At 65.8% G+C, this 16,074-nt stretch carries 12 protein-coding genes and 1 tRNA gene; 9 read left to right on the forward strand and 4 right to left on the reverse strand.

The annotated features are described in order from the left end of the window. Window positions 1-43: 43 nt before the first annotated feature. From NOF53_RS04080 to NOF53_RS04090, 3 genes are all read right to left on the reverse strand, one after another. Window positions 44-1,024 (reverse strand): ribose-phosphate diphosphokinase, encoded by a 981-nt coding sequence (locus tag NOF53_RS04080; protein ID WP_255965765.1) that lies wholly within the window; start codon window positions 1,022-1,024, stop codon window positions 44-46. Then, window positions 1,021-2,520, reverse strand: coding sequence for a bifunctional UDP-N-acetylglucosamine diphosphorylase/glucosamine-1-phosphate N-acetyltransferase GlmU (gene glmU, locus NOF53_RS04085; protein WP_255965766.1), 1,500 nt, complete (start codon window positions 2,518-2,520; stop codon window positions 1,021-1,023). Before glmU ends, NOF53_RS04080 begins: the two co-directional genes overlap by 4 nt. A 77-nt stretch (window positions 2,521-2,597) precedes the next feature. Further along, a tRNA-Gln gene (locus NOF53_RS04090) sits at window positions 2,598-2,668 on the reverse strand. Between the two features lie 238 nt (window positions 2,669-2,906). Here NOF53_RS04090 and NOF53_RS04095 point away from each other — a divergent pair. The 9 genes from NOF53_RS04095 to NOF53_RS04135 all read left to right on the forward strand — a co-directional run bounded on the left by NOF53_RS04095 (window position 2,907) and on the right by NOF53_RS04135 (window position 15,060). Continuing rightward, entirely contained in the window at window positions 2,907-3,518 is a 612-nt protein-coding gene (locus NOF53_RS04095; RefSeq protein WP_255965813.1) for a TetR/AcrR family transcriptional regulator, read from the forward strand. 117 nt (window positions 3,519-3,635) lie between these two features. After that, window positions 3,636-4,277, forward strand: coding sequence for a ScbR family autoregulator-binding transcription factor (locus NOF53_RS04100; RefSeq protein WP_255965768.1), 642 nt, complete (start codon window positions 3,636-3,638; stop codon window positions 4,275-4,277). A 258-nt stretch (window positions 4,278-4,535) separates the two neighbouring features. Continuing rightward, complete coding sequence (locus tag NOF53_RS04105; protein ID WP_255965770.1) at window positions 4,536-4,988, forward strand: GyrI-like domain-containing protein; 453 nt, start codon at window positions 4,536-4,538, stop codon at window positions 4,986-4,988. Between the two features lie 7 nt (window positions 4,989-4,995). Beyond that, on the forward strand, window positions 4,996-5,421 hold the full coding sequence (locus tag NOF53_RS04110; protein WP_255965772.1) for a hypothetical protein: 426 nt from the start codon (window positions 4,996-4,998) through the stop codon (window positions 5,419-5,421). Window positions 5,422-5,866: 445 nt separating this feature from the next. Then, entirely contained in the window at window positions 5,867-6,400 is a 534-nt protein-coding gene (locus NOF53_RS04115; protein WP_255965773.1) for a hypothetical protein, read from the forward strand. Continuing rightward, a complete protein-coding gene (locus NOF53_RS04120; protein WP_255965775.1) occupies window positions 6,397-8,538 on the forward strand; it encodes an Rv1355c family protein in 2,142 nt (713 codons plus the stop codon). The genes NOF53_RS04115 and NOF53_RS04120 overlap by 4 nt, the downstream gene beginning before the upstream one ends. Before the next feature lie 11 nt (window positions 8,539-8,549). Further along, on the forward strand, window positions 8,550-10,394 hold the full coding sequence (locus tag NOF53_RS04125) for a putative bifunctional diguanylate cyclase/phosphodiesterase (RefSeq protein WP_255965777.1): 1,845 nt from the start codon (window positions 8,550-8,552) through the stop codon (window positions 10,392-10,394). Window positions 10,395-10,539: 145 nt separating this feature from the next. Further along, the gene (gene mfd, locus NOF53_RS04130) at window positions 10,540-14,190 is read left to right on the forward strand and encodes a transcription-repair coupling factor (protein WP_255965779.1); all 3,651 of its coding nucleotides are present in this window, start codon (window positions 10,540-10,542) and stop codon (window positions 14,188-14,190) included. Between the two features lie 3 nt (window positions 14,191-14,193). Then, a complete protein-coding gene (locus NOF53_RS04135; protein ID WP_255965780.1) occupies window positions 14,194-15,060 on the forward strand; it encodes a nucleoside triphosphate pyrophosphohydrolase in 867 nt (288 codons plus the stop codon). Window positions 15,061-15,092: 32 nt separating this feature from the next. On the opposite strand, the gene NOF53_RS04140 is transcribed toward NOF53_RS04135, so the two are convergent. Further along, window positions 15,093-16,067, reverse strand: coding sequence for a hypothetical protein (locus NOF53_RS04140; RefSeq protein WP_255965782.1), 975 nt, complete (start codon window positions 16,065-16,067; stop codon window positions 15,093-15,095). Window positions 16,068-16,074: the final 7 nt, after the last annotated feature.

Raw genomic sequence — 16,074 nt, forward strand, 5'->3', positions numbered from 1 at the left:
GACGAGTCCAGTGACTCGTCAACCACTCACAGGCGCGAAGCGCCTAGGCGTTGCCGTTGAACAGCGACGTCACCGAGCCGTTCTCGAAAACTTCCTTGATGGTGCGCGCCAGCAGCGGAGCGATGGACAGCACCGTCAGCTGCGCGAACTTCTTCGACTCGTCGATCGGAAGGGTGTTGGTGACGATGACTTCCTTGGCACCACACGCTGCCAGCCGATCCGCGGCGGGGTCGGAGAGCACACCGTGGGTGGCGGCGATGATCACGTCACCGGCACCGGCCTCCTTGAGGATTTTCACGGCGCCGGCGATGGTTCCACCGGTGTCGATCATGTCGTCGATGAGGATGCAGGTGTGGCCTTCGACCTCACCGACCACCCGGTTCGACTTCACCTGGTTGGGCACCAGGGGGTCGCGGGTCTTGTGGATGAACGCCAGCGGGGCGCCGCCGAGGGTGTCGGCCCACTTCTCGGCGACACGGACGCGACCGGAGTCGGGGGAGACGACGGCGATGTTCTCGGTGCCGTAGTTGCCGCGGATGTACTCGGCAAGCTGTCCCTGCGCGTGCATGTGATCGACGGGGCCGTCGAAGAAGCCCTGGATCTGATCGGTGTGGAGATCGACCGTGATGATGCGGTCGGCACCGGCGGTCTTGAGGAGGTCTGCGACGAGGCGCGCGGAGATGGGCTCACGTCCGCGGTGCTTCTTGTCCTGGCGTGCATACGGGTAGAAGGGCAGCACCGCGGTGATGCGCTTGGCCGATCCGCGCTTGAGCGCATCGATCATGATCAGCTGTTCCATCACCCAGGTGTTCAGCGGGGCCGGGTGGCTCTGCAGGACGAAGGCGTCGGAGCCGCGCACCGACTCTTCGAAGCGGACGAAGATCTCACCGTTGGCGAAGTCACGAGCAGTCTGCGGAGTGACCCGCACGTCGAGTTCCTTCGCCACCTGCTCGGCCAGCTCCGGATGCGCGCGACCAGAAAAAAGCATGAGGTTCTTCTGGTTGTCGATCCAATTCGCGGTCACTGCTCTATGCCATCCTTTAAATCTTGCTTGTCGGTTTCGTGCAGATCGGAACTGTGGTGATGTTCCGCGGCAGACGCAGCCTCGGCGGCGGCGGTACCTGGCCGGTTGCGTTGCACCCAGCCATCAATATTGCGCTGCTTCCCCCCGGAGACGGCGAGCGCCCCCGGGGGTACGTCGTAACGCAGCACCGTGCCGGCTCCGGTGTAGGCACCGTCACCGACCTGTACGGGCGCGACGAACATGGTGTCCGATCCCGTCCGGACATGCGACCCCACCACGGTACGGCTCTTGGCGACGCCGTCGTAATTGACGAACACACTGGACGCCCCGATGTTGCTGTGTTCGCCGATCGTGGCGTCCCCCACGTATGTCAGGTGAGGAACTTTGGAATGCGCTCCGATCTCGGTGTTCTTCGTCTCGACGAAGGCACCGAGTTTGCCGGACTCGCCGAGTACTGTGCCCGGGCGCAGGTAGGAGAAGGGGCCGACAGTGGCGCCGGCGCCGATGCTCGACTGCGTGCCGTGGGTGCGCACGACACTCGCTCCTTCGCCGACCGTCACGTCGGTGAGGGTGGTGTCCGGCCCGATGACAGCGTCTTCACCCACCGTGGTGGCGCCGTGCAGCTGGACTCCCGGGTGGAGCGTGACATCGCGCCCGAGGTCGACGTCGACGTCGATCCAGGTGCTGGCCGGATCCAATACGGTGACTCCGGCGCGCATCCACTTCTCCACGGTGCGCCGATTCAGTTCGGCGGCGAGCTGGGACAGCTGCACGCGGTCGTTGGCACCGCCTACCTTCGCGGCGTCCGTCAGGTGGGCGGCGACTACGGGTTTGCCGCCGTCGCGGGCGATTTTGACGACATCGGTCAGGTACAGCTCGCCTTGCGCGTTGTCCGCGTTCAGCCGGCCGAGGGCGCTGCGCAGGAATTCGGCGTCGAAGGCGTACACGCCGGAATTGACCTCGGTGATCGCGGCTTGCTCCGCGGTGGCGTCCGCCTGCTCGACGATCTCGGTGATTTCTCCGTCGGGCCGCCGGACGATCCGTCCGTATCCGGTCGGTTCGGGGGCGGTGAAGGTCAGCACGGTCACGGCTGTGGGAGCAGCCCCACTGCGATGACTGTCGAGGAGCGCCCGCAACGTGTCGCCGTCGAGCAATGGCACGTCGGCGGCAGTGACCAGCACAGTCCCGTGGAAGTCGGCGGGTAGCGCCGACAGACCGCAGTCGACGGCGTGCCCGGTCCCGTTCTGCTCTTCCTGGACGGCGACAGCGATTGCGCGGCCGAGCCGGGTTTCCAGGGTGGCGACCGCGGCGGCGACACGCTCCCGGTCGTGACCGACGACGGTGACGAGATGTGTGGGGTCGACTTCGGCGGCCGCGTACAGGGAGTGCGCCAGCATCGTGCGTCCTCCCAGGGTGTGCAACACCTTGGGGGTCTTCGACCGCATCCGAGTTCCTGCACCGGCGGCGAGGACGACCACGGCGGTCTGCACTGGCATGAAGCTCCCTCTGGTCGTTCCACTCTTGCTGCTCTCTGGGCAGCCGGCCCGGACAGCGCACTGCGCTGCAGGCTCCGCTCCGCCGCCAGGATTCGAACCTGAACTATCTGAACCAAAATCAGAGGTGCTGCCATTACACTACGGCGGATTGCCGCACACGCGGGGTGTCACGCCCGTTTGCGCGAGAGAATCCTCGCATGCCGACCCGCCGTAGGTCGAACCGCTCCGGAAATTTGTGTCGGGCGTGCCGATAGAGTGGGTGCTACCTGCAGTGTTTTGTGCTGCCCGCGGCAGTTGTTCCGTCGCGCGTGTGAGGAAAGGATGGTGCTTCGGTGCCCCGACCCACCGATGTGGATGCGACCCCGGCGCGGGTGGTGCGCACCCGGATGACCGGCACTCAGCGCCGCGAGCAACTGATCGAAATCGCGCGCGCACTCTTTGCCGAGCGGGGTTACGAGGCCACCTCGATCGAGGAGATCGCGCAGCGCGCGCACGTCTCCAAGCCAGTGGTGTACGAACATTTCGGAGGCAAGGAGGGCCTCTATGCGGTGGTCGTGGACCGGGAGATGTCGCGGTTGCTCGACATGATCACGTCCTCGTTGAAGCAGAACCGCTCTCGGGTCCGGGTCGAGCGGGTCGCGCTCGCCTTGCTCACCTACGTCGAGGAACACACCGACGGTTTCCGGATCTTGGTGCGCGACTCCCCGGTGGCTGCGCCGGACGGCACGTATTCGAGCCTGCTGAACGAGGCCATCGGTCAGGTCGGGCACATTCTCGCCGGTGACTTCTCGCGGCGGGGATTCGATCCGGATCTCGCGCTGCTCTACGCACAGGCGCTGGTCGGCATGGTGTCGACCACGGCGACGTGGTGGCTCGACGAGCGCACGCCGTCCAAGGAGGTGGTGGCGGCGCATCTGGTCAACCTCTGTTGGAACGGTTTGACCAACCTGGAAGCCGACCCGCAACTCGGAACGGACAGTCCGCGGCGGCCTGCCTAGTGAACCAGTTCTCGTTTCCCGACTCGCGGTCCGACACCGCCAGCCTCGAGCCTGGCGGGTGTTAGGGTTCGCTGGAGTTGTGTGCCCCCTCGGAGGGGTTGGTCGGGGAGGCAATCGATGGCGAGACAGGTTCGTGCAGAGGTCACTCGGGCGTCGGTCCTGATGGCCGCGGCCGACGTGTTCGTGCGCCTCGGGTACGCGAACGCAGGTCTCAACGAGATCATCGAGCAGTCCGGTGTCACCAAAGGCGCCTTGTACTTTCACTTCAGTTCCAAGGAAGACCTCGCCCGTGGCGTGATCGACGAAGGTCAGATCCGGCTCACTGCTGGAGTCACTTCGGTGAGTGACGGGCCCACACCCGCACTGGAGGCTCTCGTCGCGCTCTCCTACGTGGCGATCGAGGCGGCGAGTTCCGACCCGATTGTGGCGGCGATGCTGCGACTTCAACACGAAATCGGTGACTACCAGGGAACTGACGGCAATGTGGTGTCCGCCTGGCAGCAGGCTTTCGAGCGGCTCGTCGGCAGGGCCGTCGACGAGGGCGATATCCGTACCGAAGAGGACGTCGCTCCGGAGACGCTCGCGACCTTCCTGCTGGGCTCGTTACTGGGCACCCATGTGGTCGCCAGTGCGACCAGCGCCTTCGACGAACTTCCGCGTCGGATGGAGCGAGTCTGGTTCTTCATTCTGCCGGGACTGGTGGAGCCGTCCAAGCTCGTGTATTTCCGCCAGTTCGCGTCGCGTCGCCTACTTCGTTGACCGGGCCGAGTGGGCGGGATCCCTCAATCCCGAGGTATCCCAAGGATGTTATGTGTGTCACACCCGACGCGAGTATGGAAGAGCGCTACTACAGTGCACTAGACCTATGGGCGGGAGGCCGGGTGATGTGGAAACCGGTGAATTACGGCTCCCGTCCGGGCAATGTATTGTTGAAGTCCGTTCGCCTGAATGCAGGTGGAGCGAAAAGCGATAGTGTCGTTGTAAGCCCAGTGCGCCGATGATGCCGGAGGGTGCCCGATGCCGTTCGTCATCGTCGAACGTGAAGAAACGCTAGTTGCCGGATTGGCCGTGCGTAGTCCCAAACGTGCACTCGGTGAGGCGCGCGACCCGGCTCTCGAGAAGACGTGGTCCACCCTCCTCGCGCAGAACGTGGACCGGCCGCTGGCCTCTGCGTACGTCGATCACGCGGCCGACATCAACTCGTATTACACGCAGATCGTCGGTTACCAGTGCTCGTCACTCGACCAGGTGAAGCGCGGGCACATCGTGTCCCGGATCCCTGCGGGCACGTATGCCAAGTTCTCGTCGGTGGGAACGTTTCCCGACCTGTTCGATGCGCTGTGGGGGCAGATTCGCGAAGCGGAAGAGTCGAACCAGATCGAGCGGTCTTTCACGGGAGATTTCGAGTTCTACCCGCACGCCTTCGGAATCGATCTGTATGTGGCCATAGTGCCACTCGCCACGAGGTAGGGCCGCAATGACTTTCGAGATCGTCAAGCGTGAAGCCGCCGACTTCGGTGGGTTGGTCCTTCCGCGTATGGAATTGGGCTCGTCCGCGCATGCCACCGACCTGATGAAGTTCACACGCGAACGCATCCATCAGCGCGGAATCGGCGATCTGACCACTGTCTATGTGGCCGTCCCGGGTCTGGGCTGGAGTGCGGTGGTCGGATACCGGTGTGCCGGACTGGATGAGCTGGCGATCGGCGACGTGCTGGTCCGCGTCCCAGCCGGGTATTTCGCCAAGTTCCTCCCGGACGGACGCTCGTCCGATCCGATCGAGGATGTGTGGATTCAGGCTGAAATAGCCGAGAAGGAAGGGCGAATCGAACGCGCCTTCACGGAAGAGGTTGAGTCTCTCCGTGCTCCGAACAGCGTGGAGTTGTTCATTTCCCTGGCTTGATCCCGTAGTCGGTAAATCCCGGAAATTACAGACCTGCAGTTGGTTTCAGGTCGTATTTGCGGCATCACGGGTGACAAATAGCTGGTGAGCGCGGAAAATAGTTAACCGCGGGACTGTGACCGGTGATCGTGTGTCCAGTTCTTGGGGTCTCTCGTAACCCGTGAGTCCCTCGGAACTGCTGCACCGACTCACGATGGGACACACACCAATGCCTGTGAAGCAACTGTCGAAATCGCCCGACGAACCCCGCTCGACCGACGCTCCACTAGACCGAACTCTGAGCGTCTGGGATCCACGGTCTCAGTGCCGCTTCGTTGCGGCTCGGCCTGCGGCAGAGCCGCAACTCTGGGAAGCATATCTCGAGGGGGCGATAGAGGGTTATCGGAGGTACGGTGCCGAGAAGGCGCTCGAATACAGCACGATTCGAGACGGGGACACTACCGCGGTGTTCTTCGTCGCGCTGGGCGCGGACGGCTCGGTGGCCGCCGGTGTACGGGCGCAAGGCCCGTACGTCACTGCAGGTGAGGCGCACGCAATGACGGAATGGGAGGGCGACGCCGGCGCCCCGGAGGTTCGCCGGATGATCGAGGATCGGTTGCCGTTCGGGGTCGTCGAGGCGAAGGGCGCCTGGGTGTCGGACGACGCGTTTCACCGGGGACAGCTGGCCGCGGCGTTAGGTCGCTTCGCCACGTACTCGATGGAACTTCTCGATGTGCAGTTCATGCTTGCCACTGCTGCTGCACACGTGTTGGCGACGTGGACGTCCTCCGGTGGCGTGGTGGCCGAGCACATTGCATCGGTGCCGTATCCGGATGATCGTTACGAGACGCGGTTGATGTGGTGGGATCGGAGGAGGCGTCGGGGTCACGCCGAATCGTTGCAATTGGCCCAGCTACTACTCACGACGTCCCGATCGACGCCTTCGATGGCGCCGGTGACCATCGGAAACGTCGTCCGGCCGATGCGGAGTGTGTCGTGAACGATTTTCGCGGTGACTACGCCGCCCTCCTGCTCGACGAGGAGGTTCCCGACGATGCGGAGCTGCTCGACCTTCTCCGGCAGGATCCGGCTGTGGTGTTCGTCGATCGGCTGGAAATCCAGCGGGCGAATCTCCGCAGTCTGGTACCGGTCCCCGGGCCGGAAGTGACGGAGGAGCGTCCCATCTGGGCGTACTACTCGTGGCGCAGAACGGTGGTACGTCTCCTCGGTCCGGCGTCGTTCAGATTGTTGCGACTGGACCGGAACCGGAACAAGATCACGGCCCAGCAGCAGGAACGATTGCGGGAGGTGACCGTGGGCATCGTCGGCCTCAGTGTGGGGCACGCGGTGGCGCTCGCTCTCACATTGGAAGGGGCCTGCGGTGCTCTGCGCCTCGCGGACTTCGACACCATGGAACTGTCGAACCTGAACAGGGTGCCCGGAACGGTGCTCGATCTCGGCGTGAACAAGGCGGTGGTGGCTGCGCGCCGGCTCGCGGAGATAGATCCGTATATGGAGGTGTCTCTGTGGGAAGACGGGGTGGGCACCGACACGGTGGCGGCCTTCCTGGACGGCACGGACGTGGTGATCGACGAGTGCGATTCGCTCGACGTCAAGTTGTCGCTGCGACAGGAGGCACGTCGCAGGCGGCTACCCGTCCTGATGGCCACGAGTGACCGGGGGCTGGTGGACGTCGAACGGTTCGACCTCGAACGGGAGCGTCCCCTCTTCCACGGGGTGCTCGGGGACGTCGACGTCGATTCGCTGGCCGGTCTCGGGGCTCGGGAGAAAATCCCCCTGGTACTCCGCATTCTCGATGCCGGTCAGTTGTCCACGGCGATGGCGGCTTCGTTGGTGGAGGTGGACGAAACCATCTCCACCTGGCCTCAGCTCGGCGGCGACGTACTGCTCGGTGGGGCCCAGGTGGCCGCGGCGGTACGGCGGATCGGGCTCGGACAGCCGCTCGCGTCGGGTCGGTGCCGCATGGACCTGGACGAACACCTCGACGCCCTCGCCGAGCCGATGACCCCCGAGCCGGTGATCCAGGAGCCGGCTCCGGCGGATTTCACGGCAGCAAGGGGGACGGCGCCTCTGGACGCGGTGGACACGGTGCTGGAGTCCGCGGCGCTGGCGCCCTCCGGTGGGAACGTGCAACCGTGGAAGATCCTTGCGGACGACGAAGCGCTCAGCTTCTTTCTGGCACATGAGCACACCACCGAGATGGATGTCGCCCATCGCGGAAGTCTGGTGGCCATCGGAGCGGCACTTCACAACGCCCGTATTGCCGCGGCGGCGGCCGGGATCCTCGGCGAGGTGCGGCTCCACAGTGGGACACCGGGCGGACCGGTTGCGACGATGACCTTCGTAAGCGGCGACGACCCGGAGCTTGCCCGTCGGTATCTGCACATGCGTGAGCGCACGACCAACCGGAACGTCGGCGTGCCGGGCCCGCTCGACTCTGCGCTCGCGGATCTCCTGTCGGAAGACGCCGAGAAGGAAGGGGGTCGGCTGCGCTTGGTCACCGAGCGAGAAGCAGTGGCGGCGATCGGTGAGATCCTGGCAGAGTCCGACCGCATCCGGTTCCTGACTCCGACCCTGCACCGAGAAATGATCGGCGAATTGCGCTGGCCGCCTGCCGATCCGGTCGACGTGGGGATCGATATCCGCGCTCTCGAACTCGATTCCGCCGAACTCTCGACGCTGGCACTGCTCCGTCGTCCCGAAGTCATGGAACACGTGGGTGGGCAGGACGGGGGCCGGGCACTCGGCAATTCCACCCGCGACCGGGTGTCGTCCAGTTCGGCGATCGCGGTGCTCTCGGTCCGTGGCGGAGACGCGCTGGACTACATGCGTGGGGGACAGGCCACCGAGAGTGTGTGGATCACCGCGCAGGAGCACGGACTCGCGGTGCAACCCATCTCACCGGTGTTTCTCTATGGTGTGGAGCGGGCAGAGTTCGAGCAACTGTCACCACGTTATGCGAGGTCGCTCGAGGGCCTCCGACGTGAACTCGTCGAGCTGGTCGGAGTAGGAAAGGAGGAGTCGCTGATCATGGTGCTGAGATTGAGTCATGCCCCGGCGCCTTCGATGCGCAGTGCGCGTCGAAGCGACCGGATCGGACGACGGACGACGTCGTGACAGGAGGCGCTGTGCCCACCGAGAAGCACGCCGAGAAGCTCGACACTCTCGTGACGACCGTCGCGTCACGGCTCACGCCCGTGGATGCGGTGACGTTCGTGCCCGTCGCCAGGCTGGTCCTCCAGGACCTGGTCGAACACTTCGAGGTGGACACCTGCTTTCTTCGCTTCAACGACCACGAACTCGGGGCGACGGTACTGGTGGCCGAATACCCCGCGCGGCCCCACATCCCCGATCCGGACCCGATCGGCGTGGTCTACTTCAAGGACGCGGATCCGATGTTCGCACTGTGTGAGCACCAGAAGGAAGTGGTGATCACTCGTCCGGAGGCATCCGGGCCCGACTACAACGACCGTGTTCGGGAGGCGTCGGGAGTACCCGAGGTGTCGCTCGCCGCCGTTCCGTTGCTGTCGGGGGAGACGACGACGGGCACGCTCGGGTTCATCAAGTTCGGCGACCGCGACTGGACGCCGGCGGAGGTCGATGTCCTCAAGGCGATCGCGGCCCTGCTCGCACAGGTGCAGGCGCGTGTGGCCGTCGAGGAACAGCTGCGGTACTCGGCCGATCACGACTCCCTCACCGGGCTCAGCAACAGGCGCGCCCTCTACAGCCATCTCGATGCGCGATTGAGTTCCGCAGAGCCGGGCCCGGTGGCCATCCTGTTCCTCGACCTCGACCGGTTGAAACCGCTCAACGACTTCTTCGGCCACGGGGCCGGTGACGGGTTCATCTCCACGATCGCGGATCGGCTTCGCGCGACCTGCGCACCCGACGACCTCGTTGCACGGCTCGGGGGCGACGAATTCGTCCTCGTACTCGGGGGGTCGGTAGATCTCGCGGCGGCGGAGCTGCGGGCACAGCACATCCGCGACGTGGTGACCGAGCGCGTGCGACTCGGGCGCGAGGTGGTCAGCCGCAGCGTCAGTGTCGGTGTCGCGGCCGGGCACCCGGGCAAGGTCACGACGGGGGCGTTGCTCAGCCAAGGTGATCAGGCGGTCATGGCCGCGAAAACGAAGGGCGGCAACGCCATCAGCGTGTTCACCGAGGAGATGCAGGCGGAGAGCGAAAAGCGCAACATGATCGAGTTGAGCCTGCGCGGGGCCATCGCCGACGGGTCGCTGTTCCTCGAGTATCAGCCGGAGGTCGACCTGCGTACGGGTCGCATTATCGGGGTCGAGGCGCTGGTGCGCTGGCATCATCCGTTACTGGGGTTGCTGCAGCCGGTGTCGTTCATCGACGTCGCCGAGGCCACCAACCTGGCAGGCGAACTCGGCCGTTGGGTGATCAGAACGGCGTGCGCGCAGTGGTCCCGGTGGCGTACCCAGGTGCCGGATTTGGACCTCACGCTTCGCGTCAACGTCTCACCCGGACAGCTGGCCGGGCTGGACTTCCTCGACGTGGTCGCCGGCGCGCTGAAGGAGTTCGATCTGCGACAGGGTGCTCTGTGTCTGGAAATTACCGAGAACGCGGTCCTCAGTGACCTGTCTCGGACACTGGAGGCGCTGGAGGGTCTGCACGAGATGAGCGTGGATGTCGCGATCGACGACTTCGGGACGGGCTTCAGTTCGTTGAGTCACCTCAAGGCTCTCCCCGTCGGCATGCTCAAGATCGACCGGGGGTTCGTGATGAATCTGGACAAGAACCCGGAGGATCGGGCCATCGTCAAATCGATCGTCGGACTTGCCGAGTCGTTCGGTCTCGATCTCGTGGCCGAAGGCGTCGAGAACGTCGACGCCGCGCGAGTGCTCGTGGACCTGGGCTGCCATCGGGGCCAGGGGTTCCTGTTCAGCCGCCCGGTGTCCGGGGCGGCGATCGGTTTCCTCCTGGTCAAGGGCAGTATCGAGGTCGCGATCTGACGGCCGTTCCTGTTTGCCGGACCGATAGGCGGACCAGGATCCGCATGTCACCGGGATCGACTAGGCTGGCTCAGTCCGCAACTGGCCGATCGCCTCGGCCCGAGCTGTTCGCCGGCAGTTCGTCATCACTGCTCAGGAGTTGTCGTTGTCTTCCCCGCTCATCGCCGCCGAGCCCTCGTCCGCCGATACTCCACTCGCCGGCCTGGCACGGATCGCATTGGCCGACGGCGTCATCGCGCAAGTGGCCGAGGTACTCGGACGCAGCCATCTCGACATCGTCGCTCCTGGGCCCGCCCGCCCGTTCGTCGCCGCGGCGCTCGCCGAGCGCACCCACCTGTTGCTCGTCACCGCCACCGGTCGCGAGGCCGACGACCTGACCGCCGAGCTCCGGGAGATGATCGGCGACGCCGTCGCCCAGTTCCCCTCGTGGGAGACTCTGCCGCACGAGCGGCTGTCACCGAGTGCCGACACGGTCGGCCGGCGCATCGAGGTGCTCCGCCGGCTCGCGCGCCCGGACGACGTCTCATACGGTGCGCCGTTGCGGGTGATCGTCACCACGGTGCGCTCCCTCGTGCAGCCCATGGCGCCCGGCCTCGGGGAAATCGAACCGGTCACGCTGCGAGTAGGTACCGAGCACGACTTCGACGGACTTGTCCAGCGGCTCGTCGAAATGGCCTACACGCGCGTCGACATGGTCGGCAAGCGCGGGGAGTTCGCCGTGCGCGGTGGCATTCTCGACTTGTTCTCCCCTACCGCGGACCACCCCGTCCGCATCGAGTTCTGGGGCGACGAGGTCACCGAGCTTCGTGCCTTCTCGGTGGCGGACCAGCGGTCGCTCCCCGAGGTCGAGCTCGACGCGGTGATCGCCCCGCCCTGCCGGGAACTCATCCTCACCCAGGACGTGCGCGATCGAGCCGCGCAGCTCGCGGCCGATAATCAGGCCGACGCCGCTCTCGTCGAGATGCTCGACAAGATGTCGGCGGGCATCCCGGTGGAGGGGATGGAAGCGTTGCTCCCGGTGCTGCGGCCCGGTCAGCTCCAGCTCCTCACCGATGTGCTGCCGGACGGCGCCCACATCCTGCTGTGCGACCCCGAGAAGATCAGAACCCGTGCCACCGACCTCGTGCGCACCGGCCAGGAGTTCCTCGAGGCCTCGTGGACTGCTGCCTCGATCGGCGCTGCCGCACCGCTCGACGCGTCGGCGTTGAAGGGCGGCGGTATCGACCTCGGTGCCTCCGCCTACCGTTCGCTTCGCCAGGTCCGGGAATCGGCGGAGGCCACCGGTCGCCCGTGGTGGAGCCTGAGCCCCCTCGCCTCCGGAAGCGGCGAAGAGCTCGAGCTGGCGATCACCGCGGCACCCCAGGTGCGCGGATCCGACGACCTGCTGGCCGAGTTGTTCGTCTCGCTGCGCGCCCACGTGACCACTGGCGGTCGCGCTGTCGTCGTCGTACCCGGCGCGGGCACCGCACACCGAGTGCTCGAACGGCTGCATGAGGCGGAAGTCCCCGCCGCCGAACTCATGGCGGGCGCGGAGCCGCCTCGTGGGCAGGTCGGTGTGCTCCGGGGAGCGCTGCACGACGGGCTCGTGCTGCCGGGTGACGACTCGACGCCCGGACTCGTCATCGCCACGGAGTCCGACCTCACCGGCAACCGGGTGGCCGCCGTCGGTGACGGCAAGAGGCTGCCCGCGAAGCGCCGCAACCAGGTCGATCCGCTCGCGCTGACAGCCGGAGACATGGTGGTGCACGACCAGCACGGCATCGGACGATTCGTCGAAATGGTCGAGCGCACCATCGGCGGCGCGCGGCGCGAGTACCTCGTGATCGAGTACGCCGCGAGCAAGCGCGGCCATCCCGGGGACCGCCTGTTCGTCCCCATGGAATCGCTCGATCAGCTCTCCCGGTACGTCGGCGGCGAGCTCCCTGCCCTGAGCAAGCTCGGCGGGTCCGACTGGGCCAACACCAAACGCAAGGCGCGCAAGGCAGTTCGTGAGATCGCCGGTGAACTCGTCCAGCTGTATGCGGCGCGTCAGGCGGCGCCCGGCCACGCCTTCGGGCCGGACACACCGTGGCAGAAGGAGATGGAGGACGCGTTCGCGTTCACCGAGACACTCGATCAGCTGACGGTGATCAGCGAGGTCAAGTCCGACATGGAGAAGCCGGTCCCGATGGACCGCGTCGTCATCGGTGACGTCGGATACGGCAAGACCGAGATCGCGGTGCGTGCGGCGTTCAAGGCGGTTCAGGACGGTAAACAGGTGGCAGTGCTGGTGCCGACCACGCTTCTCGCGCAACAACATCTGCAGACCTTCACCGAGCGGATGGCGGCCTTCCCCGTGAAGGTGCGCGGGCTGTCCCGATTCACCGATCCAGGCGATTCCAAGGAAATCATCGCGGGCATGGCGGACGGAGAGATCGACGTGGTGGTCGGAACACACCGCCTGCTGCAAACCGGAATCCGGTGGAAGGACCTCGGCCTCGTGATCGTCGACGAGGAGCAGCGCTTCGGTGTCGAACACAAAGAGCACATCAAGGCGTTGCGCACACACGTCGACGTTCTCACCATGTCTGCCACACCCATTCCGCGAACGCTCGAGATGAGCATGGCCGGCATCCGGGAGATGTCGACCATTCTGACGCCTCCGGAAGAACGGCACCCGATCCTCACCTACGTCGGTGCGTACGCCGACAAGCAGGTCGCTGCGGCGATCCGACGGGAACTGCTCCGCGACGGTCAAGTCTTCTATGTCCACAACCGGGTGAGCTCCATCGACAAGGCGGCGCAGCGTATCCGCGAACTGGTGCCGGAAGCACGGGTGGCGGTGGCGCACGGCCAGATGAACGAGGACACCCTCGAGCGGACCGTGCAGGGCTTCTGGGAACGTGACTACGACGTCCTGGTGTGTACCACGATCATCGAGACGGGCCTCGACATCTCCAACGCCAACACGCTCATCGTCGAACGCGCCGATTCCCTGGGGCTCTCCCAGCTGCACCAGCTACGCGGGCGTGTCGGACGCAGTCGCGAACGTGGATACGCGTACTTCCTGTATCCGCCCGAGAAGCCGCTCACCGAAACGGCCTACGACCGGCTCGCTACCATCTCGCAGAACTCGGACCTCGGCGCCGGTATGGCAGTGGCGATGAAAGACCTCGAGATCCGCGGTGCAGGAAACGTGCTGGGCGCCGAACAATCGGGCCATGTCGCGGGCGTCGGCTTCGACCTGTACGTGCGCCTGGTCGGCGAGGCGGTCGAGGCCTTCCGGGCAGCGGCGGACGGGAGACCCGTCGCCACGGAGGACGCCCCGAAAGAAGTCCGGATAGACCTCCCCGTCGACGCGCACATTCCCCCCGACTACGTCACCAGTGACCGCCTCCGCCTCGAGGGTTACCGCAAGCTCGCCGCAGCGACGGACCATGCCGGTATCACCGCAGTCGTGGACGAGCTCGTCGACCGGTACGGTCCGATGCCCGAGGAAGTACGCCGACTGGTCTCCGTGGCCAAGCTGCGCCTGCTGTGCCGCGAATACGGTCTCGAGGAGGTCGCGGTGGCGGGCACGCAGCTGAAGATCGCGCCTATGCCGCTGCCCGACTCGAAGCAGTTGCGGCTCAAGCGGATCTACCCGAGCGCCCAGTACCGGGCCACCACCGGAATGGTCCAGCTGCCGCTGCCGCGGGCTGGTTCGGGCGGTATCGGAGCCGAACGCGTGCGCGACGTGGAGCTGCTGCAGTACATCGCCGACTTCATCGTCGCGCTGGACGGCAAGGCTGCCGGGTCCGTGGTGATGGAGGCCTGACCGATGACGGTGATCCTGCTCGACCCCCTTCGGCCGCAGACGATCCCGATGGAAGCCCTCGGGGTCATCGGCGACGGCGTGCAGGTCACCGAGGAGGTCCCCGACGGTGTGCGGCAGTTCCTCACTGTCGTCCGGGAGGCGGATGTCCTGGTCAGCACGGATCGCGAGAACCCCGCCGTTCGTGCCCGGGTGGCCGGGGGAGACCGCGTGATCTCCGCGCCGAAAATTCTGGGCGACAACCTCGTCGAGGCCGCCGAAGTGATGGACCGGTTGTGGGGTTACGGGGGCTGGGAAGTGACGCAAACCCATCGCAGCCTCGCCCACTATCTCGTCGAGGAGACCTACGAGGTGCTCGACGCGATCGAGTCCGCCGATACCGGTGAGCTGCGCGAAGAACTGGGCGACCTCCTGCTGCAAGTGTTGTTCCATGCGCGGATCGCGTCGGCGTCGGACCTCTTCGACGTCGACGACGTGGCGGCCACCCTCGTCGCGAAGCTCGTCCACCGCAGTCCGCATCTCAGCGAAGACGTCGTCGGCCCCGTCGACATCGCCGAGCAGGAACGTGCATGGGAGATCCGGAAGGCGGCGGAAAAAGCCCGCGAATCGTGCCTCGACGGTGTCGCGCTCAGCCAACCCGCAGCATCCCTCGCGGCAAAGGTGACGGCCCGGGCTGCAAAGGCGGGTTTACCACCCGAGTTGGTACCCGCAGAACTCGAGGCCGCTCTGCTGGCCGAGGCGGACGCCGAAACGACGCTGCGTGCGGCGACGCACGAGTTCATCGCACGCATCCGCGCCGCCGAAAAGGCCGCTCGCGCCGACGGCACACACGTCCTCCTGCCGGGGGACTGGTCCGCGCACTGGCCGTCCTGAGCGCCCTGAAGCGTCCTGGCGGATCCGCGGACCTAGTGTGCGCGTCGCACTGGCGAGACGGGCTGCGACGTGAACGAAAGCGGCGCGGATCGGCAACCGAGTTCGCACGCGCGGCGGATCCGGGCGACGACGGTCGCGGGGTCGTCCAAGTGCTTCCACGTCCATCGGGCCACGGCAGCCCCGGTCGCGCGGAGGTCGTCCTCGCGGAGCTTCTCCAGCCGGACCGACTCCGATTCCGAGCGTGTCGGGTGCAAGGAGTACTTCTCCAACCCGTCGAATTCGCCGACGACCCCGTGCTCCCGCCACAGAAAATCCACCCGGCCGACGGGACGGCCGTCGAGGCCCGGCACCACTTGTTGTAGTTCGGGTGCCGGTAGCTCCTCGCGATGAAAGAGAACGCGGCTGCGAGATTCGCCGACACTCTCGCTGAGGCCATTCATGAACGCGACTGCCCGCCCGGCACGTCGTGCGCCGGTGCGATGGTGTGCACGGCAGACTGCGTCGGCAAGTTCGCTGTGGTCCGTCAGGCCGAGGTGTAGTGCATGATCACCCGAGACCACCGCTTGCTCGAACGGAACGGTGCGAGCGAAATCGACGAGGGAGCGCGCGAGAGTCGTGACCAGTATGCCGTCGATCACGGTCACCTCGTCGGGCGTGAACGGTGTGGCGTGCAGGTGGCGTCGGCGACTCTTCTTGCCGCCGTGGGTGCGATTGGCGGTCATGTGAACCAGTGCGAGGGGAACGTTCCACAGGTCGATTCCGTGGAGCGCAAGGGCAGACACATGACTTACCGCGGTTTCGGAGTTCGAGGCCAATGCTGTGGCATGCGCGAGAACGCGATGTCGACCGACGGTGTCGAGTACCGCGTCGTCCTCGCGTCGCAGGTACGCGCCTCGGCGCACGGTGAGTAGTTCACCGCGGCTGCGGGATCGGTGGAGCTCACCGTCGGTACAGCCGCGATCGAGTGCCGTGCAGCGTCGGACGAGTCCAGCGGGTTCCGAATCCATGCAGTCA

The organism is Rhodococcus tibetensis, assembly GCF_024438035.1.
In the GTDB taxonomy this organism is placed as follows: Bacteria; Actinomycetota; Actinomycetes; order Mycobacteriales; family Mycobacteriaceae; genus Rhodococcus_F; species Rhodococcus_F tibetensis.

What these genes read in the sequence shown, in the direction of transcription:
- glmU (WP_255965766.1), bottom strand. Translation starts at nt 2,520, where the DNA reads ATGCCAGTGCAGACCGCCGTGGTCGTCCTCGCCGCCGGTGCAGGAACT.
- NOF53_RS04095 (WP_255965813.1), top strand. Translation starts at nt 2,907, where the DNA reads ATGACCGGCACTCAGCGCCGCGAGCAACTGATCGAAATCGCGCGCGCA.
- NOF53_RS04100 (WP_255965768.1), top strand. Translation starts at nt 3,636, where the DNA reads ATGGCGAGACAGGTTCGTGCAGAGGTCACTCGGGCGTCGGTCCTGATG.
- NOF53_RS04105 (WP_255965770.1), top strand. Translation starts at nt 4,536, where the DNA reads ATGCCGTTCGTCATCGTCGAACGTGAAGAAACGCTAGTTGCCGGATTG.
- NOF53_RS04110 (WP_255965772.1), top strand. Translation starts at nt 4,996, where the DNA reads ATGACTTTCGAGATCGTCAAGCGTGAAGCCGCCGACTTCGGTGGGTTG.
- NOF53_RS04135 (WP_255965780.1), top strand. Translation starts at nt 14,194, where the DNA reads ATGACGGTGATCCTGCTCGACCCCCTTCGGCCGCAGACGATCCCGATG.
- NOF53_RS04140 (WP_255965782.1), bottom strand. Translation starts at nt 16,067, where the DNA reads ATGGATTCGGAACCCGCTGGACTCGTCCGACGCTGCACGGCACTCGAT.